This is a genomic window from Paenibacillus sp. MCAF9 (assembly GCF_052114265.1).
GTDB lineage: Bacteria > Bacillota > Bacilli > Paenibacillales > Paenibacillaceae > Pristimantibacillus.
This window is the reverse complement of sequence record NZ_JBFREL010000043.1, coordinates 14122-37592: the sequence shown is the minus strand read 5'-3', so window position 1 is coordinate 37592 and position 23471 is coordinate 14122. Positions and strand designations below refer to the sequence as shown.

Annotated in this window: 20 protein-coding genes; 6 read left to right on the top strand and 14 right to left on the bottom strand. The window is 44.4% G+C overall.

All coding sequences use genetic code 11. From position 1 onward, the window contains the following. Genes AB4Z45_RS30915 through AB4Z45_RS30900 form a run of 4 tightly spaced genes read right to left on the bottom strand, consistent with a single transcriptional unit; the run spans position 1 to position 3240 of the window. On the bottom strand, positions 1 to 768 hold the full coding sequence (locus AB4Z45_RS30915) for a spermidine synthase (RefSeq protein WP_441913308.1): 768 nt from the start codon (positions 766 to 768) through the stop codon (positions 1 to 3). A gap of 17 nt (positions 769 to 785) precedes the next feature. After that, positions 786 to 1241 carry a GNAT family N-acetyltransferase gene (locus tag AB4Z45_RS30910; protein WP_441913297.1) on the bottom strand — a complete coding sequence of 152 codons (456 nt, stop codon included), beginning with the start codon at positions 1239 to 1241 and terminating at the stop codon, positions 786 to 788. Between the two features lie 37 nt (positions 1242 to 1278). After that, positions 1279 to 2178 carry a copper amine oxidase N-terminal domain-containing protein gene (locus tag AB4Z45_RS30905; RefSeq protein ID WP_441913295.1) on the bottom strand — a complete coding sequence of 300 codons (900 nt, stop codon included), beginning with the start codon at positions 2176 to 2178 and terminating at the stop codon, positions 1279 to 1281. Between the two features lie 21 nt (positions 2179 to 2199). After that, positions 2200 to 3240 carry a hypothetical protein gene (locus AB4Z45_RS30900; protein ID WP_441913293.1) on the bottom strand — a complete coding sequence of 347 codons (1041 nt, stop codon included), beginning with the start codon at positions 3238 to 3240 and terminating at the stop codon, positions 2200 to 2202. 135 nt (positions 3241 to 3375) lie between these two features. On the opposite strand from AB4Z45_RS30900, the gene AB4Z45_RS30895 reads away from it, so the two are divergent. Next, positions 3376 to 4044: an AlkZ-related protein gene (locus tag AB4Z45_RS30895; RefSeq protein ID WP_441913291.1), complete on the top strand. Its 669-nt coding sequence runs from the start codon at positions 3376 to 3378 to the stop codon at positions 4042 to 4044. 1193 nt (positions 4045 to 5237) lie between these two features. Here AB4Z45_RS30895 and AB4Z45_RS30890 read toward each other — a convergent pair. Next, complete coding sequence (locus tag AB4Z45_RS30890) at positions 5238 to 5438, bottom strand: DUF2197 domain-containing protein (protein ID WP_441913289.1); 201 nt, start codon at positions 5436 to 5438, stop codon at positions 5238 to 5240. A 253-nt stretch (positions 5439 to 5691) separates the two neighbouring features. On the opposite strand from AB4Z45_RS30890, the gene AB4Z45_RS30885 reads away from it, so the two are divergent. After that, positions 5692 to 6468 carry a class I SAM-dependent methyltransferase gene (locus AB4Z45_RS30885; protein WP_441913287.1) on the top strand — a complete coding sequence of 259 codons (777 nt, stop codon included), beginning with the start codon at positions 5692 to 5694 and terminating at the stop codon, positions 6466 to 6468. Between the two features lie 55 nt (positions 6469 to 6523). Here AB4Z45_RS30885 and AB4Z45_RS30880 read toward each other — a convergent pair whose 3' ends face one another. The 3 genes from AB4Z45_RS30880 to AB4Z45_RS30870 form a co-directional block, all read right to left on the bottom strand. Next, entirely contained in the window at positions 6524 to 8281 is a 1758-nt protein-coding gene (locus AB4Z45_RS30880; RefSeq protein ID WP_441913285.1) for a methyl-accepting chemotaxis protein, read from the bottom strand. A 129-nt stretch (positions 8282 to 8410) separates the two neighbouring features. Then, a complete protein-coding gene (locus AB4Z45_RS30875) occupies positions 8411 to 9217 on the bottom strand; it encodes an aminoglycoside N(3)-acetyltransferase (protein WP_441913283.1) in 807 nt (268 codons plus the stop codon). 68 nt (positions 9218 to 9285) lie between these two features. Next, a complete protein-coding gene (locus AB4Z45_RS30870) occupies positions 9286 to 9963 on the bottom strand; it encodes a hypothetical protein (protein WP_441913282.1) in 678 nt (225 codons plus the stop codon). A 185-nt stretch (positions 9964 to 10148) separates the two neighbouring features. On the opposite strand from AB4Z45_RS30870, the gene AB4Z45_RS30865 reads away from it, so the two are divergent. The 4 genes from AB4Z45_RS30865 (at position 10149) to AB4Z45_RS30850 (ending at position 14808) form a co-directional block, all read left to right on the top strand. Next, positions 10149 to 11105: a carbohydrate ABC transporter permease gene (locus tag AB4Z45_RS30865; RefSeq protein WP_441913280.1), complete on the top strand. Its 957-nt coding sequence runs from the start codon at positions 10149 to 10151 to the stop codon at positions 11103 to 11105. Continuing rightward, on the top strand, positions 11102 to 11932 hold the full coding sequence (locus AB4Z45_RS30860; RefSeq protein ID WP_441913278.1) for a carbohydrate ABC transporter permease: 831 nt from the start codon (positions 11102 to 11104) through the stop codon (positions 11930 to 11932). Before AB4Z45_RS30865 ends, AB4Z45_RS30860 begins: the two co-directional genes overlap by 4 nt. A gap of 82 nt (positions 11933 to 12014) precedes the next feature. Further along, positions 12015 to 13409, top strand: a complete 1395-nt coding sequence (locus AB4Z45_RS30855; protein WP_441913276.1) for an ABC transporter substrate-binding protein — start codon at positions 12015 to 12017, stop codon at positions 13407 to 13409. 334 nt (positions 13410 to 13743) lie between these two features. Beyond that, positions 13744 to 14808: a ParB/RepB/Spo0J family partition protein gene (locus AB4Z45_RS30850; RefSeq protein WP_441913274.1), complete on the top strand. Its 1065-nt coding sequence runs from the start codon at positions 13744 to 13746 to the stop codon at positions 14806 to 14808. A gap of 95 nt (positions 14809 to 14903) precedes the next feature. Here AB4Z45_RS30850 and AB4Z45_RS30845 read toward each other — a convergent pair whose 3' ends face one another. The 6 genes from AB4Z45_RS30845 to AB4Z45_RS30820 form a co-directional block, all read right to left on the bottom strand. After that, on the bottom strand, positions 14904 to 15524 hold the full coding sequence (locus AB4Z45_RS30845; RefSeq protein ID WP_441913272.1) for an FMN-binding negative transcriptional regulator: 621 nt from the start codon (positions 15522 to 15524) through the stop codon (positions 14904 to 14906). A 147-nt stretch (positions 15525 to 15671) separates the two neighbouring features. Beyond that, a complete protein-coding gene (locus AB4Z45_RS30840) occupies positions 15672 to 17825 on the bottom strand; it encodes an MMPL family transporter (RefSeq protein WP_441913270.1) in 2154 nt (717 codons plus the stop codon). 54 nt (positions 17826 to 17879) lie between these two features. Further along, complete coding sequence (locus AB4Z45_RS30835; protein WP_441913268.1) at positions 17880 to 19025, bottom strand: NAD(P)/FAD-dependent oxidoreductase; 1146 nt, start codon at positions 19023 to 19025, stop codon at positions 17880 to 17882. A 1-nt stretch (position 19026) separates the two neighbouring features. Then, a complete protein-coding gene (locus tag AB4Z45_RS30830; protein WP_441913267.1) occupies positions 19027 to 19761 on the bottom strand; it encodes a methyltransferase domain-containing protein in 735 nt (244 codons plus the stop codon). Continuing rightward, positions 19754 to 20908, bottom strand: a complete 1155-nt coding sequence (locus AB4Z45_RS30825) for a type III polyketide synthase (RefSeq protein WP_441913265.1) — start codon at positions 20906 to 20908, stop codon at positions 19754 to 19756. The genes AB4Z45_RS30830 and AB4Z45_RS30825 overlap by 8 nt, the downstream gene beginning before the upstream one ends. 315 nt (positions 20909 to 21223) lie before the next feature. Further along, positions 21224 to 23464: a 5'-nucleotidase C-terminal domain-containing protein gene (locus AB4Z45_RS30820; protein WP_441913263.1), complete on the bottom strand. Its 2241-nt coding sequence runs from the start codon at positions 23462 to 23464 to the stop codon at positions 21224 to 21226. Positions 23465 to 23471 lie beyond the last annotated feature (7 nt).

Below are 23471 nucleotides of genomic sequence, written 5' to 3'. Positions count from 1 at the left end.
TCATCCTTTTCGTTTGTCCGCCATGCGATGCCCTTCTTCTAATTCTATTTCGAGGAAACCAGCCATTTCCCGTGATTGAAAGCTGAGCGTTTTGTTACTGCCTACGATGATCATATTACGAGTATCGGCTAGATCTTCTGCAGGCAGAGAGAAGGCTTTCGTATACGGATAGATCTCTTTCAGCGTTGAATAAATTGAATTAATTAGTTTATCGTTTTTGACTTTTCCGAAGAGATTCATAATAATCGAACCGCTTGCGTTCAGCTTCTCTTTCGTTAACTCAAAAAATTCCATTGTCGTTAAATGATGCGGAGTCCCCTTTTTCGTGAAGGCGTCCAAAATAATATAATCGAAGCCGCCGGACACCTGATTCTCAAGGATCTGCCGCCCATCTCCAATTACAACATTGTCCTCGCTATAGTTAAAATAAGTTCTGCTCAGCTCAACTACCTTCTCATTGATTTCCGCTATCACAAATCGTTTATCGGAATAGTGTCCGGCGATGGTTCCAATTCCATGACCAATCATAAAAACATTTTCGAACGATTGATCGTTATTTTCCATCAGATGCATGATCGCACGCGGATACTCCATGACGACTCGCTTCGGCTCCTTCAAATCGATCGCCCCTTGAATCGCATGATCGGAGAACTGCAAGTAGCGATATTTTCCGATCTCCCCAAATAATTGATTGGCTTCATAGACGGTAATCTCTTGAGAGCCGCTAAGCTCCTTGGCTAACTGATACAAATCATCAAACTCCTTCAGTACGTGTGAGAGCAGAGTTAATTTAATGTTTTTTGGAAGGAGGTGAGTGATAGCCGTTCTTCCACTTTAATAACTCCCGTTTCAACATATCCGCTTTGCTTGTAAAGGTTAACCGCAGGAGCGTTTTTAGATCCCGTTGATACGACGATCACATTTCCGCTGACTCCAACGCTTTCGATGTGTTGAAGCAGCTGCTTTGCGATTCCTTTTCTAAAATGATTAGGGTGGATAATGAGCCGATGAATGTCTATAATGTTATTTTCAATAATGATGGCGATGGCTCCGCACAGCTCATTATTAATATAGTAACCGTAGAAGGTCTCGCCGCAATTACGCAGCGTATCTAGGGTGTCTTTTAATGGCGGTATCTCATAAAAATCAATGAGCTCTGCTTCCACCCTATAGGATGGAAGCTGTATTCGCAATACTTCCTCTGCTATGGCAGCATCTGTGATGTCTATTTTTCTAATCAATGTTAATCCCTCTCTAATTCCCTATAGAATCTTTTACTTATTTAATATCTGTTCGTACTTCTCCCTCAATTGGTAAAATGACGACATTAGCAAATTCTTTATTCGTATAACGATCGATAGAGCCTAGTTCCGTCTTCTTTCCATTGCTGTCAATCGTCCCATAATTCAGCCAATCCGCCATGAAGTTATCTAAGAAATAGACGGAATCGCCAAACGGCTTTGGTTCCTTGCCCGCTTCTCCGTTTTTCCCCAACAAATCCTTCTGCCATTTTCTTTCTGAAATACCGCTATCGTTGATTTCATAATAAGTGATTAAACCTCTATATTCCGTGGTATATCGGAGTGCCTCCCCTTGAGGGAAAGTATACACGAAAGTGAAGCCTTCACCATATGGCGCAATATCCATGCCATTGTCAACTCCAGGAGTATGAATCGCAAGCTTTCGCGCTTCTGTAAGATCGCCATTTTTCAGCGTTTTAAACCGCTCTTCACCCGACGGTGTTCTTACAATAATCTGTTTCCCTGTATTGTCGGTTCCTACAGTTCCACCAAGCGTTTCCGCAACAAAACGAACTGGAACGTAAGTACGTCCTTTCTTTACGGTAACTGGAGCATCCAGAGGAACCTTTTTCCCATTTACATCAGCTGATTTTAGTCCGTCCTTTAATCGAACAGTCAATTTCCGAGCTGGATTTTGGATTACAATCGTCTTTGTAGCCGTTTCGTAGGAATATTTGAGTTTTTCGGGATCATTAAAGGCCGTGAGCTGCACCATTGTTCTGCCGTTCACGTTCAGCACATCATCCTGAAGCTTGCCGTCAATGAACATTTTTATGGTTGCCTTGGGTACAGACGCCGCCATCGTTGCAGAACCCGCACTAAGCACACCCGCTATTGTTAGTGCAGCTGTCGTTGCTTTTAGCCATTTTTTCATCATTAAAACCTCCTGTGAATTTTATTATTGTTGCGATTCCACTTCGCCAAGTTTAAAAGCGCCATCCTCCCATTTGTAAACAAAAGTGAGCAGCGGTAGTCCATGCTTTGAGAGCACTTCTTCGATGCCATCTCCGTCTAGATCCACTTCTTCCGCATGACCCGTGTCTACGAGCAGGAATGGAATGGGGCTTCCATCTTTCATTTCAAAATAATTGTGTATCGGTGCATTTGCCCCAAAAACACCATCGATTCGAATAAGCAACTTGCCATAAAGCTCTAACTCTTTGACTGATAGCAGCTCATCATTGTTTTGTGGATGCATGCCTCCGACTGCCCCAAGCTCATAAAGACCAGCTTCGGATTCGAAAGCACCATACACTTGCTCAACGTCACCCGACTTCGAATAAATGCTAATTTTTCCGCCACTAATGTTCTGTTCTTTAATAAGCTGCTCCATTTGAATGTTATCTACCTTCGCAACCTTCTGAGCATTTTCAACCTTCTCATAGGCAAGCGGCATAACGAAATCACTCTGCTCAGTGAGCTGTGAGTCCTCTTGAATGATTTGGAGTAATTCATTCGTCGCTACCTTTGTTAATGTATAGCCTTTATGTGTATCTTTCACATCCATAATAACGCCCTGTTTAGAACTATCGTTTATCCAAAGGTTGAAGGTGTTTTTCACGATTGGCTGTTTCACCGTAATCGTAAAGTTCGGTTTCGACATATTTAAAATCCCTTGCATTTGTACTGCCGTATTTATAGCGCTGACAAAAGCCTCCAGCCTCCTTTGATCCGTGTACACCGACTCAACGGACTTGGCTCCTGTTACTCTGGAAATAGATATTTCTTTCGCATCTGTGATGTTAAACGTAGGATTAGTTTTCTTATCCAATAACCCTGTTAGTTTAGCTTGAACCAGTTGCTGCTCCTGTACTTTTGTTGCTTTTGGGTCAACACTTTCGACTGAACAACCAGCAAGAAGAAGCACTGTAATGACAGCTGAAACGAATGTTCCTTTCACTTTTTCGTCAGTCCTTTCATGAGCAAAAAGCTGTTCCATTTTAACCTCATGTATAGTGACGCCAGATACTGTAAAAAAGTTACTTTTTTTATTCAAATTTAATAAGTCGATGTATGGAAGGATTAGACAGGAGAAAACTAGAATAAAGGAGTAAACGTTATAAGGAGTGTATATATGAGCATTACTACTTATCCAGAGTTCGTAAAGCTAGTCAGTCAATATAAGATATTTCCATTCTCTGACCTTATCCCTGAGCATCCGTCCCTCACTGCCGTGGTTCCTAGTGACAGCTGGCATACAGAAACTGAGTTCGATCCGTGGATATGGCGGGTTAAAATCGTAAAGGATGAGCATGCGGCATATGGCAAGTTTTTTGGAAGCAAACTAACCTTTATTCACGTTGACTTGTTTCCTCATATCCCGTTCTTGTTATCCCAAGGAAAAAGCGTTGAGGAACGTTATAGCAGCGGTCTTATGTCCCAAGAAGCCAAAAATATTTATCATATTATCAAGGAAGCAGGCAATATCGACTCACGCAATTTGCGTAAGGAAAGCCGGCTGACCGCTAAAGAGCAGAAGAAAGACTACGATCGGGCGCTTGTTGATCTTCAAAACTTTGCTGACATTGTGATTACCGGGGCGCAGGAAGCTGACTTCGATGGCGGTTGGAGCAGCATGTGCTTTGAAAGCTCAGATCACTGGCTTCAAACCACACTTGGTAAAGAGGCTGTTGCTCACGATAATCTAGCAGAGACAAGAGCTACCGTCAAAGCAGAGCTGAGCGATGTTTGTACGGAGAAAGCTCTTAAATATTTGGATAAAAAGCTTCATCTCAATAAATAAAAACGATGTGGCTCGTTGATTACTGTGACCGAGCTTAGGTTCCGTCCTTACGGACATATAAGCCGTTATTTCTCAAAATAAAGGCTAATTTGCTTTTTAACGGACATAGGATCCTCTATTTGCCCAAAATGACCCCAATCCCCCTCCATTATCACGAAATAAGAGACCCTATGTCCGTTAGATCGAGAAAAAGGATGATTTACGGCAAATAAGGTCTCTCATGTCCGTTACTTTGTGCTTTGTTTAGGTTCTGTGTTTAGGTTCTGTGGTTAGGCTTTGTGTTTGGGTATCGTGTTTGGGTATCGTGTTTGGGTATCGTGTTTGGGTATCGTGTTTTGGTTCTGTGGTTACGTCTCGTGTTTAGTCTCGTGTTTAGTTTCGTGTTTAGTTTCGTGTTTAGTTTCGTGTTTAGTTTCGTGTTTAGTTTCGTGTTTAGTTTCGTGGATAGGTTTCGTTGTTGGGGTTTGTGGTTGGGTTTCATCTGTAGGTTGTGTGGTTGGGGTTTATGTTAGATTTTAGTCTCGTCTTCGGTTTATGTTTAGGTTTCACGTTTAGACTTAGGCTTAGTTTCCGTCCTTACGGACATATAAGCCGTTATTTTTCAAAATAAAGGCTAATTTGCTTTCTAACGGACATAGGATCCTCTATTTGCCCAAAATGACCCCAATTTCCCTCCAATATCACGAAATAAGAGACCCTATGTCCGTTAGATCGAGAAAAAGGACGATTTACGGCAAATAAGGTCTCTCATTTCCGTTACTGTGTGCCTTGTTTAGGTTCTGTGGCTAGGTTCTGTGGTGAGGCTTTGTGTTTGGGTTTCGTGTTTGGGTTTCGTGTTTGGGTTTCGTGTTTGGGTGGTTTAGCTCCTGTCCTAGCGGACATATAAGCCGTTATTTCTCAAAATAAAGGCTAATTTGCTTTCTAACGGACATAGGATCCTCTATTTGCCCAAAATGACCCCAAATACCTTCGAATATCATGAAATAAGAGACCCTATGTCCGTTAGATCGAGAAAAAGGGCGATTTACGGCGAATAAGGTCTCTCATGTCCGTTAAGTCGAAGGGAGAGATCAAAATTCGCCTTTGAAATGATGGCGAGCACTTGTCATCATAAAAACTGTACATATGTCATCATAGATACATAGCACTAGTTATCATGTAACATTGCTCTGGTCATCTTAAAGCATAGACAATTAAGTTATTAATTTGTCATACCCTTTGGGATCAAGGCCTTCTGGCTTAATCTCGCTCATAGCACTTGCTTCTTTTGTTGTTTTGGAATGACAAGGCTGACAAATATAATACTTCGTTTGTTTTTCAATGAGCTTTCGATATTGAGGATCGCTGTGATTAATATCAAATGGTTTTCTGCACAACATACAGTTTACATGCATTCCATAATCACCTCTCATAGACCAGCATTCGTTAATAGTATAAATGAACCCGTTGTAAATGAGAATTCAGAAATCCCTTTTTATTGGAAATATTGACCTATATTTACCTATTACCTATACTTATAATAACTTTATAAGAAAGCGAGTGGTTATCATGCAAAAACTACATTCCGGTACGTTCATTATTAAGGTGCGTAAGGGATAATCATTACAATCCCTTCCGTAAACATCTAATTATCGGAGGGAATTAATTATGTCGTTTAGTTATTACGGAGAACTTTGCACAGTAGTCTATGATTTATCCAAGAAGACAGGTCAATCTATCGGTGGCGATTTAGAATATTACCAAGATCGACTGAAAGATTGCAAGGGACGTATTCTCGAAGCAATGGCCGGGTCTGGTCGTGTTCTCGTTCCGCTTCTAGAAGCAGGGCTGCAAGTCGATGGTGTTGATTATTCAGTGGAAATGCTCGCATCCTGCCGTCAACGCTGTGATGAACGTGGGCTCGTTACTGAGCTGTATGAGTCAAATTTACAACAGCTTGATTTGCCTCATCGCTATGAAGCCATCATTATCCCAGGCGGTTCATTCTTATTAATAGAGAACCGAGACGAATCACTTCTGGCTCTAAAAAATTTGTATACCCATCTTGATCCAGGCGGACGTATCATACTTGACCTGTTCCTGCCTGACAACAATTTCAGTTGTGGGCAATATAGCGGTACGTCGACATTCAACCTGCCGGATGGAGACATCATTACCATGGAAGACAAACTTGTTGAAGCCGACTTATACAATCAATATAAGATTTCATATATTAAATATGAAAAATGGCACAACGGAGCTCTTATCCAAACTGAGCTGCAGCGCTTTGCCTTACGTTGGTACGGTGTCGAAGAGTTTAAGCTTATTTTAGAAAACATAGGTTTTTCCGATGTGATTGTGTCAGCTGATTACAACTATGGCGAAGCACCATCAAACGGCAAACAGAATTACGTATATGAAGCGATTAAGCCCATAGAAGCTTAAGTAATAGCAAATAAAAAATAGGCTGCCAGCAATGGCAGCCTATTACTTGCTTAAATCAAACATTTACCTGAGCAATAGCTTGTCTCATATCCTTCGTATTAGAGCTTAACACCACAGACACATCATGTACTTGCTTCATCATTTCCAGCTGCTGTGCAGTCAGCATTTGAATTTGCTCCGTTTGATCCGATACATCTCTTGCGATATGCGCAATACTGCTCACTGTAGCGGCTACCTCCTCAGAACCAGCTGTTAACTGCTCCGTCGTTACCGATACCTCCATAATTTGCTCGCTCACAAGTCGGAACGATTCAACCGCATGCAAGAACGATTCTGCTGCTTCACCTGATAAAGAAACTCCGTCTTCAATATCTCTTGAGGCTTTCTCCATCTCTTCGCTTATTTTCCCTGATTCTATTTCAATATTGCCAAGCAGCAATGAAATTTGCTGTACGGAGGAAGCAGAAGCTTCCGCTAGTTTGCTTACTTCTTTCGCTACAACCATAAAGCCTGTTCCATGCTCACCAGCCCTCGCTGCTTCAATCGATGCATTTAGTGCTAGGAGCTTGGTCTGGGAAGCAAAATCGCGAACGGAGCCAATGACATGACCGATTTCACCTGTATAGCTCTGCAATTGCCTTGCAATATGCAGTGTCTGACCGGCAGAAGCCGAAATATTTTTAATTTGTGTGTTCAGTTGTATCATCGCTTGCTCGCCCGATTGTGCGATTTCCAATGACTGTACCGCTGCGCTCGAAACGGTGGATGAAGATTCCGCAATCTTAACGATTCCCTGCGCAATTTCCTCCATCGCAAGTGCGCTGTCATCTGCACTTTTTTTCTGGGCATGCGCACCCTCGAAAATATGCTGAACTGAACCATTCATCGCCTCGCCCATTTGCAGCATATGATCAGCACTGCTTGCAAAGGATTGTGTTGATGAAACGAGCTGCTCAGACGTCTTTTCTACATTGACAACTACTCCTCGAACTCGCTCATTCAAATGCTCGGACATCGTAAGCATCGCCTTGTATACCGTACCTATTTCATCAACAGATTTGACTGGCTTTGCTCGCAAAATCGCATTCGCCTCCACCAGATCACCTAAAGCCATTTTCTCAGCGCTGGCAGTTACCGTCTCCAGAGGCTGAAGCGATCGGCGGACAAACCAGATGATCGCCCCGATTAAAACAAGCGTGATGACCAGCATCATGATATAGAGTGGGATGCTTTCCTTTATGACACTCTTAGCCAGCTGTTGGAATACAGCTGCATCCGTATCAATGCCAATTGCTCCAACCACTGCGCCACTGTCATCTTTCAAAGGTACATAGGCAGACAAGTAAGAACCATATACCGGGTTTTCAATTAGTGGAGAGCTTGCGTTTCTTCCAGCAAAAATATGTTCAACCGCCGAAGCCGGCATATCGGTTACTTCATTAATAGGGGAAGCTGAGCTATCATCTTTAGGCAAACCGTCGATCATAATTCTCGGTTCACGATTTTCATCGAAACGAACAAAATAGACGTACCTTGCGCCAATTTGCGAACGGAAATAGCTGAGCTCTTGGCGAATAGACCAGTATAGCTCTGTTTCCTCAGGCTGTTTGAGGAATTCCGTAAATTTTCCCGACTCAAGCGTGGCCGCATAGCTCTCTGCAATTCGAATATTGTAGCTGTTAATCGCCTCTTCAACTGCAGAATTGGTTTGCACTACTTGTGTTCCTATGTAGCCTCCCGCGATCAATATCATAACTACGGTCATAGCGCATAAAACACGGACAATCAGATGCTTTTTCAATAGCGTTATCATTCGTTCGCTTCCCCTCTGTTCGCTCACTAGCAAGTTATTGCTCTTGAAAGCTTTGCCTGATGAATATGGTTATATTTCTCATCATACCACCGTATTTCGACATTGGGGAAAAATATTACAAAAGGGAAACTAGCGGCCTCTACTCGCTTCCATCCATTTTACTCCGTAATCAACTAAAGCTTTAACTGGCATGAGCAGCGAGTCCGCATTGCCGACCTTTCCTCTGCGAACATAATCCGTTTCTTTCTCAAAACACTCGCCTAAATGATTAAAATCATCCGTATCAAAATCAACGTCGCACAGCGCAACCCATTTTTTCTCTCCGTCTACAAGCATCGGTGCTTTATTAATCGTTTCTGATTTATTTGCATACTCAGCTCGATACTCCGCTAGATGAAGAGTAGTGTTTTTATTATGACCAACGCCCAGCAGCAGCACCCAGCCTTCCAAATCATAAAGCCTCGCTAACGGAGACTGTTCACTCAGACTGTATTCCAAGCTATGATTTGCAGTTATCCTATCCTTCTGGGAGCCCCACGCTGCAAAAGAAACCTGTGGATGATTGCTTCGAACGACGCCATTTTGTTTTCTAAAACATTCATTTATGACCCCCATGTCTAAGCAAGGAGTCAGGTCTGCTTCAAAAGCAGGCATTGTATCTCTGATCGGCTGCCACCATGATTCCTTCACTGGCGGGTATCTCCAAATTTCAGGATCAGACAAATCAGGCGTATGCGTTGGCATGACAAGTGTACCTTCGCTTGTCAGACATGACTCTATCGCCAAAATCACCGCAGTCGGCCCGCCGGATACAAAACCGCCAAGTGCCTTCATCGAGGCATGCATCATAACCGTCATTCCAGGTTGTACGCCGAGCTTAATCAAATCCGATTTCAACGTTTCCGATGTTAATAAATCCCCTTGTATTTCTTCCATTTTGAGCCCCACCTTAATATGCTTTATCTTTTATCTCATTAAATAAAATCTCTGGCTGCTGCGCAACTCTATTTAGCTTTCAAAAAAGTTACTGCATCCTCCAGACGATCTGTTTTTAGCGCTAGCTTTTCAGTATTGAATACTAAAATGACTGGAAATTGCTCGATATTAAACATCTTCTTTATATCTAGCACGTCGTTTGAATTGTACGCCATCATGCTGTAGCCACCATTAAGCATGATGATTGCTTCTTTCTCGATGTCATTAATATCAAAAGGCTCTCCCTTACCATCCTCGTATATAACTGTCGTTCGGTAGCTGCCTTTTTTGCTTGCCAACAAGCCTGCTCTCTTAAAAAGCTGCTCATTGGACATCGATAAAACAATGAGCTCATCCGGTGTATCCGTAATCTTCTCCGTACGCGAGGGATTGATCTGAACCATCTGTCCTTGCTTCAAGTCCTCCCACTTCAGCTTATCGCCTGCTTCATTGTTTATTCTGGTGCTTGGAAGCACGTGGGCTTCATATACTACGCCCCAATCTTCTATAGCTGGACCCGGCTCATCGCGCTTCGTCCACTCGGAAATATCGAATTCGATTTTTTTCTCCTGATCGTTCAAACCGTTAATAAAACCAATCATTTGGTCATTACGGTAATGACCATACGGCTTACTGCTGCAGCCAGCCAGAAGCATCCCTACTGTCAAAAATAAGATGAGGCCTGCACTCTTCCATCGTTTCATCATTAACCCCCCTTTCAACTAATAACGAGCATCACGATTTAAATGTTCCGATATTTCACAATTCACTAACAGTGCATGCCTATCCTTTAATGCTAGCGATCTACAATTTATTATTAATTTCAAAACATTCCTCGAACATTCGAAATCTACACTAAATGAAGAACATGGATGTGAAAGGATGGTAGGGAATGAACATGCAAGAAGGCAAGCTTACTCTAGCCGCTAAGCGTACACATAGCTCTCGCGCTGCTAGTCGACTACTGGCTAAAACGAATCGATTGAGGGAGAACGCACTTGGTTATTTGTTTTTGGCTCCTTCACTTTTGCTATTTACAGTATTTTTATTTTATCCATTGCTGAAATCAGTCTATTTAAGCTTCCAATTAACAGATCCCAGAGGAAGAGTCGCTGAGTATGTCGGGTTCGATAACTATACACAGCTGTTTTCATCGGAAATGTTCTGGAATAGCCTGACGGTTACAGGCCTATTCACACTATACACCGTTCCTGTCGGCATTGTACTTGGCATCGTTACAGCCGCGCTCACGCATATCAAGCTGCCAGCCATGCGTATTTTTCAATTCATGTTCGTAATGCCGCTCGCGCTGTCCGTAAGTACTGCAGCCGTCATTTGGATGATCCTCTTTCACCCCAGCCTCGGAATGCTGAATTATATCCTATCAACGCTTGGCATTGCCCCCATCCAATGGCTTACCAATCCCTCTACAGCTTTATTATCGATATCCATGATGACCATCTGGATGCAATCGGGCTTCAACTACATTATCGTGCTGAGCGGTCTCCAGAGTATTCCGGATGACATGATCGAAAGCGCAAAGATTGACGGCGCAGGCCCATTCCGTGCATTTTTGCAAATCGTACTCCCGCTGCTGTCGCCTACTCTATTTTTTCTAGCTGTTATCTCGATCATCGGTTCCTTTCAATCCTTTGGACAAATCCATCTTCTAACCAAAGGCGGACCTGCCGGATCAACAGAGGTATTCGTATATTCCATCTATAAAGAAGCGTTCATTAACTACCAATTCGGGACAGGAAGCGCCTTGTCGTTAGTCCTATTCGCTATCATTCTTATTTTGACGATTATCCAGTTTGTGTTTGTAGAAAAGAAGGTGTATTACCAATGATCGGATTAATGCCATTTTTACGCCGCTCAAGTGTGTACTTGCTGCTCTCATTGCTTTCCATCGCCATGCTGTTTCCTTTGATTTACACATTTCTACAGGCATTGATGACACCTGAGCAGTCTCTTCAATTTCCGCCTGACTTGTTTCCTGATAGCGTGTATTTGGGCAGCATCTCTGCCGTATTTGAGCTTATTCCCGTTGGTGCTTTCATAGCGAACAGCTTTCTTATCGCGACCATTATTATGGTTGGTCAAGTTTTTATCGCGAGCATGGCTGCTTACGCCTTTGTATATATCCGTTTTCCAGGCAAAAAATATTGGTTTTCCTTGTTCCTCTCCACCATGATGATTCCGTGGGAAGTCACCATTATCCCCAATTATTTGACGGTAAAATCATGGGGATGGCTGGATTCCTATCAAGGCTTGACGATTCCTTTTCTCGCGTCTGCATTTGGCGTGTTTCTTCTGCGGCAATATTTTTTGCAGCTGCCTCGCGAGCTTTTTGAAGCAGCAAAAATAGATGGCAGCGGGCATATCCGCCACTTCTTAGTTATCGTACTGCCACTTTCACGTCCAGCCATAGCTTCATTATCTGTCTATGTGTTTCTGAATTCGTGGAATATGTACCTTTGGCCCCTGCTCATAACGAACAGCGATAAGATGCGAACGGTACAGATCGGCATTAGCATGCTGCAGTTCGAAGAAATGACAAGCTGGAACATCGTTTTAGCCGGCGTAGCTATTGTGCTGCTGCCTTCCTTATTACTGCTCATTGTTGGATTAAAGCAGCTCGTACGAGGGATTACTGCTGGTGCTGTAAAAGGATAATGAATGAGGTGGCTCCGTCTTCATAGACGTTTCCATAAATGTACTGTAAACAAAAAAAGTAGTAGAGAGGGAGAGAAAAAGAATGAAAGCAAGGTTTAGGTCTGGTTTGACGATTATGATGGCGGTAATGTTGTTTGTAGTCACAGCCTGCGGAGGCAACAACTCTGGGAACAAAGGCAATGCAGAGTCGCCTTCTGCTACGAACTCAACTGAAGCTTCAGCAGCTCCTACCGAAACGGCAAAAGAACCTGTTAAAGTTGTTTGGTGGCACTCCATGGGCGGAGAACTTGGCAAAGCAGTAACCCAGCTCGTTACAGACTACAACGCTTCTCAAAAAGATGTAGTCGTTGAAGAAGTGTTTCAAGGAACCTATGACGAGAGTTTAAATAAAATGAAAGCATCGATGGATTCCAAATCTGGGCCATCACTCATTCAAGTATACGAAATCGGTTCAAGATTCATGATCGACTCTAAAGCAACTACACCTGTTCAAACTTTTGTAGATGCTGAAAATTATGACCTTTCCCAGCTAGAAGAAAATATTACAAATTACTATACATTTGACGGCAAGCTTCACTCCATGCCTTTTAACACATCAAACCCAATTTTGTATTACAACAAAGATTTGTTCAAGGCTGCTGGACTTGATCCAGAAAAAGCACCAGCAACTTTCGAAGCGGTGAAGGAAGCTGCTGCTAAGCTTACGCAAAATGGTCAAACAGGTGCTTCATTCGCTATTTATGGCTGGTTCATGGAGCAATTGTTTGCAAACCAAGGCGTAGAATATTTGAATAATGGCAACGGACGTGCAGCTTCCGCTACAGAATCACAATTGAATAACGAGACTGGTGTTAAAACATTGTCATGGTGGAAGGATCTTGTTGACAGCAAATCAGCACTTAACCTGGGACGTAAAACAGATGATACGAAAAAAGCATTCGCAGCTGGCCAAATCGCTATGACCTTAGATTCTACTGCTTCGCTTCGCGGAATTGTAGATTCAGTGGCTGGTAAATTTGAAGTAGGTACTGGCTTCCTGCCTAAACCTGCCGATGCGAAAGATGGCGGTGTTGTCGTTGGCGGAGCAAGCTTGTGGATTCTGAACAACAAGCCTGAAGCTGAACAAAAGGCAGCATGGGATTTCATCAAATTTTTAGCTAAGCCGGAAACACAAGCTTATTGGCACATTAACACTGGTTACTTCCCAATTACAAAAAAAGCTTATGACGAAAAAATCGTTGCCGATAATCTAGCAAAATATCCACAGTTCCAAACAGCAGTTGATCAACTGCACGCTTCTATCCCTTCCCCTGCTTCGCAAGGCGCAGTGATGGGCGTATTCCCTGAAGCGCGTCAGCTTGTTGAAACTGCAATTGAAGAAGCATTAACTGGCGTAAAAGAACCGCAAAAAGCGCTTGATGATGCCGCTAAAGCGATCACTGAAAAAATTGCAAACTATAATAAAACAGTTAAATAATTTGTGAACCTAAGCCAAGCCTCGTTCACGGGGTTTGGCTTTTTTTGTCCATTCTCCCCCTCCATATCGGTACCCTCTGCCAAGCTAGTGTCGCTATTTCGTGCCATCTGCTATAATTAATCAGAACACTTGTTTGTCCAAATTGATGAGTCTTCTCTCGGAAGAACCAGCATCATTTCATTGAAAATTTTATATAACAACCATTCCTAACAAAAGATCCGATATAATAGAGGAAGCCATTATCATAATCGGACGCTCAATACTTTACATAACAGACGAACTAATAACAAATGACGCCATGCATTCTAGTAAACAAAAAGTTAAGGAGAGACCTATGGATATCATTGAAATTGTTACTGATTTAATTGATGAGGATACCGATCAGCCGAGGTACCAGTTTGACGAAGAAGCGCTGCAAGAATTAATGAAAAGCATTGAAGAAATCGGTCTGCTCTCGCCAATTAAAGTGAGAACGACAGGCAACGGACGTTATAAAATCATTTATGGGAACCGCCGCTATAAAGCGAGCAAAATGCTAGGACGGCCAACAATTCCTTGTATCGTCTCAACCGTAACGGACGAGATGGAAATATATTTGGAGCAAATAGCGGAAAATTTGACGCGCGAAGGCTTCTCTCCGATCGAAGAGGCAGAGGCATTTAATAAGCTGTTGAACGATTCGAAGTTTAAGAGCTCCACCAAATTTTTGTCCGGCAAGCTGGGTAAGCCTGAATCGTATATCAAAAACAAATGCGAGCTGCTGAAGTTTGGCAATGCCGTAAAGAAGCTGATCGTTGGCGGCACTGAGATTAGGAAGGATAAGCTGACCGAGGATCAATTGCTCCCTCTTAAGGATTTGCCGATCGAGCACCGCGATCCACTAGCGCTGATTGCAGCGAGAGATGAACTGCCAGTAAGCGACGTAAAAAAAATCGCCAAGCTGTTCAAAGATAAAACGATCTCTGACAGCACGAAGGACAAGCTGCTATTTAAATCAGGCGCTGGACTCATCGAAACCTGGTCAACTCATGAGCAGAACAAAGCGGAGCGCGCCAAGCCTGCACCTGTTGCCGAACCCAAAGCAGCTGTTTCAAAAGTAGAGAAGCAAATCAAACAAGATCAAGCTGATTCTGAACCAGCTCCAAAGACTAGCCAACTACCAGCTTCGTCTTCGTCCATTGAGCTTGCTCTTCATGAGCTGACTGCAGCCCTTCCTTCTCACCTGACTTTGTCTTCGGATATCCTTCAATCCATTGAAGCGATTCGAGCGAGCGGACAAGTTGATTTCATTCAAGGAGTCAGCGCGCTGATCGGCCAATTAGAAAAACATTTGGCAGAATGGAAAGCCGTCCGCGAGCTTGCAAGCGCCAAGCTGCAGGCAGTTGCCACAGCGGATTAAACAACCTACGCATCCTATGTACATCAAAGATCCAGACAAACACTACAAGCGTGTTCGTCTGGTTTTTTCATTGTCTTTTTTATTTATTACATACGCTACAAAGATGATCTCTTCACATTGTCCTTCATCAACTTTGCAATCTGCCTCGATTGAACATTCTTCTGTAATTCCAGCGCATCGATGACTCGTTCTTGTCTTTCTTTGGAATGATTTTGGCTCAGCTTCCATTTGCCTTCTATTTTTGAAATATGAATTTTAAATCCAACAATGCCTTTGGACAAATTGTTAATGTACGTTGGGTCAGCTTGGCTCATGCTCCACGGATTTGGCATGCTTGATTCATAATGGCTAACCGATTGATCTACGATTTTGAGCAGCTCCGCACGATCCTCAATGAGCTCAACATGACCATACACATGAACAGCGGTATAATTCCACGTTGGCACGGAATTTGGCGTTTCGTACCAAGAGGATGAAATATATGAATGAGCACCGGAGAAAACAACGAGCACTTCCCCTTTTAAGCTTGCCCAATGCGGATTTGCTTTTGCCATATGACCATACAAATAACCTTCGCTTTCATCTAAAAGCAAGGGGAGATGCGTTGCACAGGGCTTACCTTCATGTTGTGAAAATAAAACAGCAAAGCTATTCTGCTCCATCAGAGCGTATAATGTCTCTTTATCCGTCACTTCAAACGATTGAGGTATATACATGAAATATCTCCTCTGCATTATGATTATTCAAACTATAGCACAAATCCATTTCCGCTATAAGAAATAAAAATAAGGCGCAATTATGTTTGTCCACAAATAGGCAAATGAAAAACGACTGCCTAAGCAGCCGCAATATACATACGATTTCTATTGCTTCAACCAGCTCGGAGCCCACCAGTTCCATTTTCCAAGCATGAGCATTAAGGAAGGCGCCAGCACCATTCTAACGATTGTTGCATCAATAAATATGGCTGTCGCGATGCCGATGCCTAGCTGCTTTACGCCAACTACTTCGCCAAATGCAAAAGGTGCGGTGACGGCGATCATGATAGCTGCAGCCGCGGTTATCACATGACTGACGGAGGAAAGCCCCTTTCGTACAGCCTGCTTATTGCTGCGCGTTTTATGAAATTCCTCGCTTATGCGCGAGATGAGAAAAACGCCGTAATCCATACTAATTCCAAATACTAATCCAAAAATAAAAACCGGAATCATAATGGCAATGCTGCTCGGCTCAATCCCCAATCGGCCATCCATGAAAATCCATGTCAGAATACCAAAGGATGCTCCTATGCTCAGAAGATTGAGGAGGATAGTTTTGAGAGCAATGAGGACGGAACGAAAGGCAACAAGAAGCACGATGAAATTCGTAACGAATAGAAAGAGCAGCACATAAGCTAAGCTTCCAAAAACATGATCGAATACTTCCTGCTCATACTTGGCCTCTCCACCAAGCGAGAAGAATATTTTTGATGATTCCCCTCTTCGCTCCCACTCCCTCAGCCAATTCATCGTCTCGCGAGAGGATGGTTCGCCCGCAATCGTCACTTGCAGCAGCATTTGATTATTTTTCAGAAATGGCTGGAGCGCCGGCTGGAATTTCTTATTTTGCAGTGGCCGCTGCATCATTCCCAGCAAATATTCAGGTGACAAATTAAGCCTAGAGAATACCGAGTCCACCCTCAAGACGCTCGGGTCTTGCTCCAAGCGCTTCGTCAGCTCAAAGGCATTCATCCAATCCGCTTGCTCCAGAAACAAGCTATCCCCGCGAGCAATAACCCATACCTTTGATGTGGAGGGCAGCTCAAAAACAGCCTTTGAGGTCTCAGCGGCCAAACGAGATTCATAGTTTTGAGGCAATGAAGCCTCATCTGGAACAGCAGTCTCCATTCTACTAAGGGGCAACAAGCATAGGATAAGCACGCCCCCTGCCAGCATCCCCATCACCATTGGCCGTTTCATTACTAAATGAGCAAGCCCATCCCATACGGATGAACGACTGGTACCAATCCGGCGCGTTTTTTTCGTTTGCATGGAAGGCAAGCAAATCGCAAGCAGTGCAGGCAGCAGCGTAAACGCGAGCAGCAGCGATACGGCCACTACTGTCATCGCTCCGAGCGCAATGGACAAGAACATGGGCAGCGGAATCCAGATAAAGCTCAGCAAACCCAAGAAGACGCAAGCTGCCGATACAAAAACAGCTCTGCCAGCTGTCTTCATCGTTGCAGCAAGCGCCTGGATAGGCTGCTTATGCCCTCCAAGTTCCTCGCGAAATCGACTAACGAGCATAAGTGCAAAGTCGATGCTTAGGGCAAGTCCCACCATTGGAATCACATTCAGAACAAAATTGGACAGCGGCAATTTAGTGCCTATTCCATATACAATTCCCATAGCAATCGTCACTGCCGTTATACCAATAACGATGGGGAGCAGCGCAATAATGATTTTACGGAAAACGAGCCACAAGATGAGAAAAGCAAGCGGTATGCCAATCAGCTCTGCTTTTGCTAAATCCGCATGACTAGCCTCATTTACATCGCCTTGAATAACTGATTTGCCTGTCACTTTTATCGAAATTCCGCTGTGGGCGGGCAAAAGTTGGTTTAACTGCTTCAGCGTATCCTCCATCCGATAAGGTGGAGCGTCGAATGAAAGCAGCGCGTACGCGTAGTTCCCTTTCTGCAGCTCCTGCCGCTCAAGCGGAGAAATGATATTAGCCAGACCCTGAGTCCCGCTCACCTGCCGAAGCGTCTGTTCAATAAAGGCACGAAATCGCGACTTCGATAAGTTGTCCGTTTTCTCGAATAGCAGCATGATCGGTGCTTCTGACAAATTAAAATCGGATGCGAGCACCTGCTGCACCTTTGCATAACTTCCCTTTTGCGGATACAAGCCATGGTCTTGTACGACGGAATCCAGCCTAAGCGCATGACAGCCAACTAAGATAAGTGCAATTGACCATAAGAAAATACACACTCGCGGAAAACGAAAGGATAGGAGTGCTAGGCTGTTCATCCCCATGAATATGCACCTCCAAAGTCAGTCAAACCCGCATGCTGCTCATTGGCTTCGCCTTTACATCCGGAATGGCTTTAATCTCGTCGCCCGGACGAGCCCCTGTGCAAGTGGAGGCGCTATTCGTGCGGCGTTTGGCAGCCAGCTAGAAACGGTCGGCATATGAAATAACCATTGCAGGAAGCTTCCCCATCGCAGCGGCCCCTCAAATTCACGTTTAATTGCCCTCGTATACGCAAGCTGCCAATCAGCCATAGTAAGACTTCCATTTAAATAGCGGTCAGCAAGCGGAGCACATAGAGCAGCGGAGCGAAGTGCAATGGACATTCCATCTCCACAAAGCGGGGGAATCATCGCACCTGCATCGCCGAGAAGCGGAAGCTGATCCCATGCGAGCGGCTTATGGTTCAAATGAACAGGAGCTACTGCCGCCTGCGTTCCTTGAACAGGCTCCCCAAGCGCGAGCTTCTCATGCAGCCTCGGATTTCGCCTTGCAGCGGCGTTCATGATCCCAAGTATCGTCTTTCCTGCATTTGCAAAGCTATCGCGAACGAGCAGAGCCGAAGCATTCACAAGCCCGTCTTCTACCGGGCATAAGCCTAAGTAACCGCCGCGGAAGAAATACAGCTCAACAACCGGCTCCATAGCTATGCCGCGAAAATGGGATTTCACGCCCATGTACGAGGGCTTCGCCGTCTGATGTTGCTTGTAGCCCGGTAATCCTGCATGCTTATTTGCTCCCCACGCGGCGATGACAGTACGAGCCTCAACCGAACTGAATTTACCGTTTTGTTTTGTTTCAATGGAATAGCCAAAATCAGTAGGCTTTACTCCCGTCACTGTCGTTCCCGTTTGCAGTTTTGCGCCCGCTTGCTGCGCCGCTTGATGGAGCGCGGCATCAAGCGAATATCGACTGAGACCCCATGCCGCACTTGAAAGCGGAATATTGATCTCAGCGCCATTTTCGAAAATTAAACGTATCCGCTCTATCAGGCTTGGTCCCAGCGCTTTAATAGACTCGCTTAAACCAAGCACCTGTAATGTTCCTTGCGCTTCGGGAGATAGAAACTCTCCACACACCTTATGGCGCGGAAATGATTGACGATCGAGCAGCAGCGTCTCCCAGCCCTTATCGGCAAGCGCTTTGGCTAAGCTGCTCCCAGCTATGCCCGCTCCGAGCACAGCTGCATCCAGTATACGCGTCATTTTACTCAGCTCCGTCAAATGGACTGTTATGTGACTTGCTAATAACGACCGCATATCGGAACAAAGGTCTCCAGCTGTAGCTGATAGAACCGTTGCTCAGTTTTTGGCCAAGTAGCTTCCAATCTTTTGCGCGAAAGCCCTTGGCAACCGATAATGGACCGTCATGCAAAATGTAACGATTAGTGGAAATGATCCGAGTCGTCAGCCATACCGCAGCCCATGCGATCCAGTGGCGGTGGATGTCATTGATAACCACGCCAAGCCGTGATGCCTTGAGCATACTTGCAGCTGCATGCGGCAGCTCCTCCTCGGAGAAATGATGCAAAAACTGTGTCCCCGTTACGATATCCGCACTGCCATCATCCAAATCAAACAAATCTCCTTGCTTAATCTGGACTCTTGGCTCCTTCTGAAAAAACCGCCTAGCTTCCTCGCAAGCCTCTTCCGTTATATCCACTAACTGAATAGAAAGGCCAATTCCCCGTCCATCAGCCCACTTCAGCAGCTCATGGTTCACATCGCCTGAGCCCGCTCCAACATCAAGAATGGTCAGGCTTCTCGGCTTATTCGCTTGCTCCCAAAGTCGTTCGACGCCGTAAATCGTCGGTGCGGCTGCAGCAAAAATACGGTTCAGTTGACGAAGCTGACGCAAAGCCTCGTGCAGCTCAGCCCCGCCAATTGAAAAATCATCCATAAGCTCAGCAGCTGCAGCCCGATGACGCAAGCTTCTAGACATATGCCTCGTCCGCCATTTGCTCTTGATCCCCCGTAAGTACAGCGGGAACATAAGCAATCTTAATCATCTCAGCGGTTAAGCCTGGACCAAATGCGAGTGCAATGCCGCCTACTCGCTCTGAGCCTGTTTCTTGAAGATGCGATCTCATGGCGTTCAGTACAAACAGAATCGTTGCGGAGGAGACATTGCCATAATCGCGCAGCACGCCTAAGCTATGCGAGGTTTGCTCATCTGTAAGCTCGAACTTATTTTGCAAAATATCGATAATTCCTTTGCCGCCTGGGTGGATTGCCCATAGATCCAGCGCATCATCCCCGCATAATTGCTTTACTTCCGCGGGAATAAATTCGCCGATCAGCTTCGGAATATGCGGGGAGAGGTATAGGTCAAAGCCGTGGTTGCCAACCTCCCACACCATTTCCTCTGCGCATTCAGGCAGCAGAACTGAACGTTCTTCGCCTAGCGCAAAAATAGGCCTGTGATTCGGCTTGCCCGCACCAATGACGCAGGCTGAAGCTCCATCCCCGAAAAATGAGGCGGCAAATAACGATTCCTTATCGCCAGATGGCTGAATATGCAGCGTGCATAACTCGACGCAGACAACAAGTACATTAGCGTTACTGTCATTCGATACAATTTGGCGTGACAGGCCAATGGCTTTAAGCCCTGCAGCACAGCCGAGAAAATTAAGCGGGATACGGGTTATCGTGGGGGCTAGTCCTAATTGATGTATGATGGCTGCATCCATTCCGGGCAAAAATTGTCCGGTACAGCTGACCGTAATAAGATGTGTAATCTCAGCCGCATCAACCTCTCCATCTGCCAAAGCTTGTCTCGCTGCATGAAGCCCAAGCGGAACGGATTCCCGCTTATATATCCCCATACGTTCCGCTGTCGAGGGAGCGGTCTCCGGTGAAGCGCTCGGCAGGTAGCGGCATTCGGCTGCTTCCGCGAGCAGATTCGGTTCACAAGTATACCGGCTTTGCACGCCGCATTGCTTAAAAATCCTTCTTCCCCAACGGGCGGAATCCGGCTTATCGCTTAATGCATCGACTAACCTTCGTGCTGTATCCGCTTGATCAACAAGATGAGGCGGAACCGCCGTACCTATCCCTAATATCGCAATACTCGATTGTGAATGCTTCATATCGTAATTTCCCACCCTCTCTAGACAAGCATAATCGGACAAGTTTTCTGCTTTTAACAAGTCTATTCATTGCTTCTCCTCGATATGCAAGCGAGTATTACATCGTTTTCCAATCATTTGTAATAAACTTGAAATATAATTTTCATCTCGTTTTAATGAAAGCCTACTATAATGAAAACAACCCCCTTTTGTAATATATATAATGAAGACCCACAGCACCGAATGCTGTGGGTCTCTTTTTGTCTATTTGGGAAAATAGTATTTACCCAAAAAGTGCCCAGTCTACAAAGACTGGGCACTAAGCAAAATAAAATATTAAATCATATCTACATATTTACCATACACATATGCTATTTTCCCTTTATACGAAACCTTCACCCAGCCGTGCTCCGTTCCTAACACTTCAAGAACAGTGCCTTTTGGTACAGCCGTATAAATCTTAGCCTTCGAAGAAGCTTCAGCACGAACATTCAAGAAGTATGCTGTAACCTTTGCTTGCTTCTTAACGACCGGCTTTACTGTTGGTTTAGGATCAGGTTTAGGATTAGGCTTAACTGGTTCCTTTGGAATGATGACTTCCGGAGTAGTTACCTCTGGGGTAGTCACTGCCGCCTTAATCGCCGCATTCAGTTTATGGTAGAACTCGCCTTTTGTCTTCACGCCGGCAAATAGACTTTGCTCCACCTTTGCTTTGTTAGACAACTCAGCTATTTCATTTTCAGTGACCGCATCCAAAATGTTAATTGAGGCTACATTGGTATATTTGCCATCCTCCGTTTTCGGAATCTCCAATATACCGGTATTAATAAGCTCAACTACATCTGCGCGTTCAGGAGATTTCGTATCTACACCTGTAATTTTCCAATTGCTTTGAATTTTAGGCTCGTATACACCTTTTTTCACGTCTTTTAAGTACGCAATGGCACGATTACGAATGGTTCCGTCCATTTCGCCAAATGTGCTTGCATCCTTCGAAGACCAAAGCTGCTCAAAGCTGCGTCCTTCAAGTGCTCCACCTTTGGCTTTAAGTGCATCCATCCGATAGGCGTTCATACCGAGTTTAATCACATCGTCTGGTTTGATGCTGCTGCCATCCATTTTACGTAAGTTCGTGATTCTACTGCCAGCAGGCTTCGTTAGATCAATTTCATATTTGACGCCGCCAAAAAAATCGTTTGTGCTATATTTGGAAGCGCGTCGTGTCTTATCAAAGCTAACCGTTACATCGCCAGGTCGTGTTGAGTTAAAATAGCCTGCTGCCCATTCCATGTAATCTTTCAAATCTTTACCCGTTACTTGGTAAACGGTAATTTCTCCTAGAGCAAACTGATAGTTATAGGCTATATCTTTTTTCTTAATAGGACCTACATCCAGCCGCGCCTTATCGTTATCAATCTGATGAGCAACGACATCTGCCTTGCTGTAATACAACATGACCTCGTTAAAGAAGTCTGATAACGGTGTTTCCTGAATTTGTACAGTCGGAATATCATTAATTTCATTTTTAGCTACAAGATTCATTCCTTTAAGCTGTGCTACTTCGATATTCGCATCTGCCCTAGCAAAATCATGATACGGCTGCAGCGTGGATTCCAATGCTGGATCCGATACTTCAGTCGTTCCATCGGCCGCTTTAAYAGGCAATGCAGCAGCTTTCTTATCTTTAAGAACTACCTTATCACCTTGCTTCGTGAACGTAAGGTCGATACGAGAAACATGCGTTCCGTATTTATCCGGTTCAACAATTAAAACGCCATTCACCGTATCCTCTTTAATAAGCTTATGCATGTGACCTGCAAAAATAGCAGCCAGCTCCGGGTTCGCATTGGCAATATCAGCTACGCCAGTACCTGGTACACCATTTTCGTTCTCCAGCCCCATATGCATAAGGCCAACCATTACATCTACTTTACCTTCTAATTCTTTGATTGCTTTTTTCGTTTCATCAACAGGGTTTTTGAATACAATGCCGTCTAGATGATCCGTTCCTTTTTCAAATTCAGTCGTCATTGGCGTATCCATTCCAATAACTCCAATTTTTATGCCAGCTTTTTCGATAATGGTATACGCAGGCAAGAATCGATCGCCATTGTCCTTATAGATGTTCCCGCCCAGTCTTTGACCTTTATACTGAGTGGTAATCTTATTGAACACATCGAGCCCGAAGTTGAACTCATGATTGCCCATTACCCATGCATCATAGTTCATTTCATTCATGGCCACCATCATCGGAGACTTCGGTTGATCATTAAATAATTCAGCCGAATTGCCCTGAATCATATCCCCTGCATCCAGTAAAACCGTATTCGGGTTCTCTTCGCGAACTTTTTTGATCATTGTAAATAACTGCGTTAAACTCCCCGTGGGATTGGGACCGTCAAGAGCATAATCCCATGGCATAAACCGTCCGTGAATATCCGAAGTACCTAGGATGGAAATCCGGGTATCCGTGCTAGTCGATTCAGCTGCTTTTACCGAACTCGGAACAAAATTGACAACGCTTCCAAACAACATGAGAGCAGCAATCGCTAAACTCACTTTTTTCTTCATCTTCATTATGACT

Coding starts and splice junctions, on each gene's coding strand:
- AB4Z45_RS30905 (WP_441913295.1), bottom strand. CDS start 2,178: ATGATGAAAAAATGGCTAAAAGCAACGACAGCTGCACTAACAATAGCG.
- AB4Z45_RS30900 (WP_441913293.1), bottom strand. CDS start 3,240: ATGGAACAGCTTTTTGCTCATGAAAGGACTGACGAAAAAGTGAAAGGA.
- AB4Z45_RS30895 (WP_441913291.1), top strand. CDS start 3,376: ATGAGCATTACTACTTATCCAGAGTTCGTAAAGCTAGTCAGTCAATAT.
- AB4Z45_RS30890 (WP_441913289.1), bottom strand. CDS start 5,438: ATGCATGTAAACTGTATGTTGTGCAGAAAACCATTTGATATTAATCAC.
- AB4Z45_RS30885 (WP_441913287.1), top strand. CDS start 5,692: ATGTCGTTTAGTTATTACGGAGAACTTTGCACAGTAGTCTATGATTTA.
- AB4Z45_RS30880 (WP_441913285.1), bottom strand. CDS start 8,281: ATGATAACGCTATTGAAAAAGCATCTGATTGTCCGTGTTTTATGCGCT.
- AB4Z45_RS30875 (WP_441913283.1), bottom strand. CDS start 9,217: ATGGAAGAAATACAAGGGGATTTATTAACATCGGAAACGTTGAAATCG.
- AB4Z45_RS30870 (WP_441913282.1), bottom strand. CDS start 9,963: ATGATGAAACGATGGAAGAGTGCAGGCCTCATCTTATTTTTGACAGTA.
- AB4Z45_RS30865 (WP_441913280.1), top strand. CDS start 10,149: ATGAACATGCAAGAAGGCAAGCTTACTCTAGCCGCTAAGCGTACACAT.
- AB4Z45_RS30860 (WP_441913278.1), top strand. CDS start 11,102: ATGATCGGATTAATGCCATTTTTACGCCGCTCAAGTGTGTACTTGCTG.
- AB4Z45_RS30855 (WP_441913276.1), top strand. CDS start 12,015: ATGAAAGCAAGGTTTAGGTCTGGTTTGACGATTATGATGGCGGTAATG.
- AB4Z45_RS30850 (WP_441913274.1), top strand. CDS start 13,744: ATGGATATCATTGAAATTGTTACTGATTTAATTGATGAGGATACCGAT.
- AB4Z45_RS30845 (WP_441913272.1), bottom strand. CDS start 15,524: ATGTATATACCTCAATCGTTTGAAGTGACGGATAAAGAGACATTATAC.
- AB4Z45_RS30840 (WP_441913270.1), bottom strand. CDS start 17,825: ATGGGGATGAACAGCCTAGCACTCCTATCCTTTCGTTTTCCGCGAGTG.
- AB4Z45_RS30835 (WP_441913268.1), bottom strand. CDS start 19,025: ATGACGCGTATACTGGATGCAGCTGTGCTCGGAGCGGGCATAGCTGGG.
- AB4Z45_RS30830 (WP_441913267.1), bottom strand. CDS start 19,761: ATGTCTAGAAGCTTGCGTCATCGGGCTGCAGCTGCTGAGCTTATGGAT.
- AB4Z45_RS30825 (WP_441913265.1), bottom strand. CDS start 20,908: ATGAAGCATTCACAATCGAGTATTGCGATATTAGGGATAGGTACGGCG.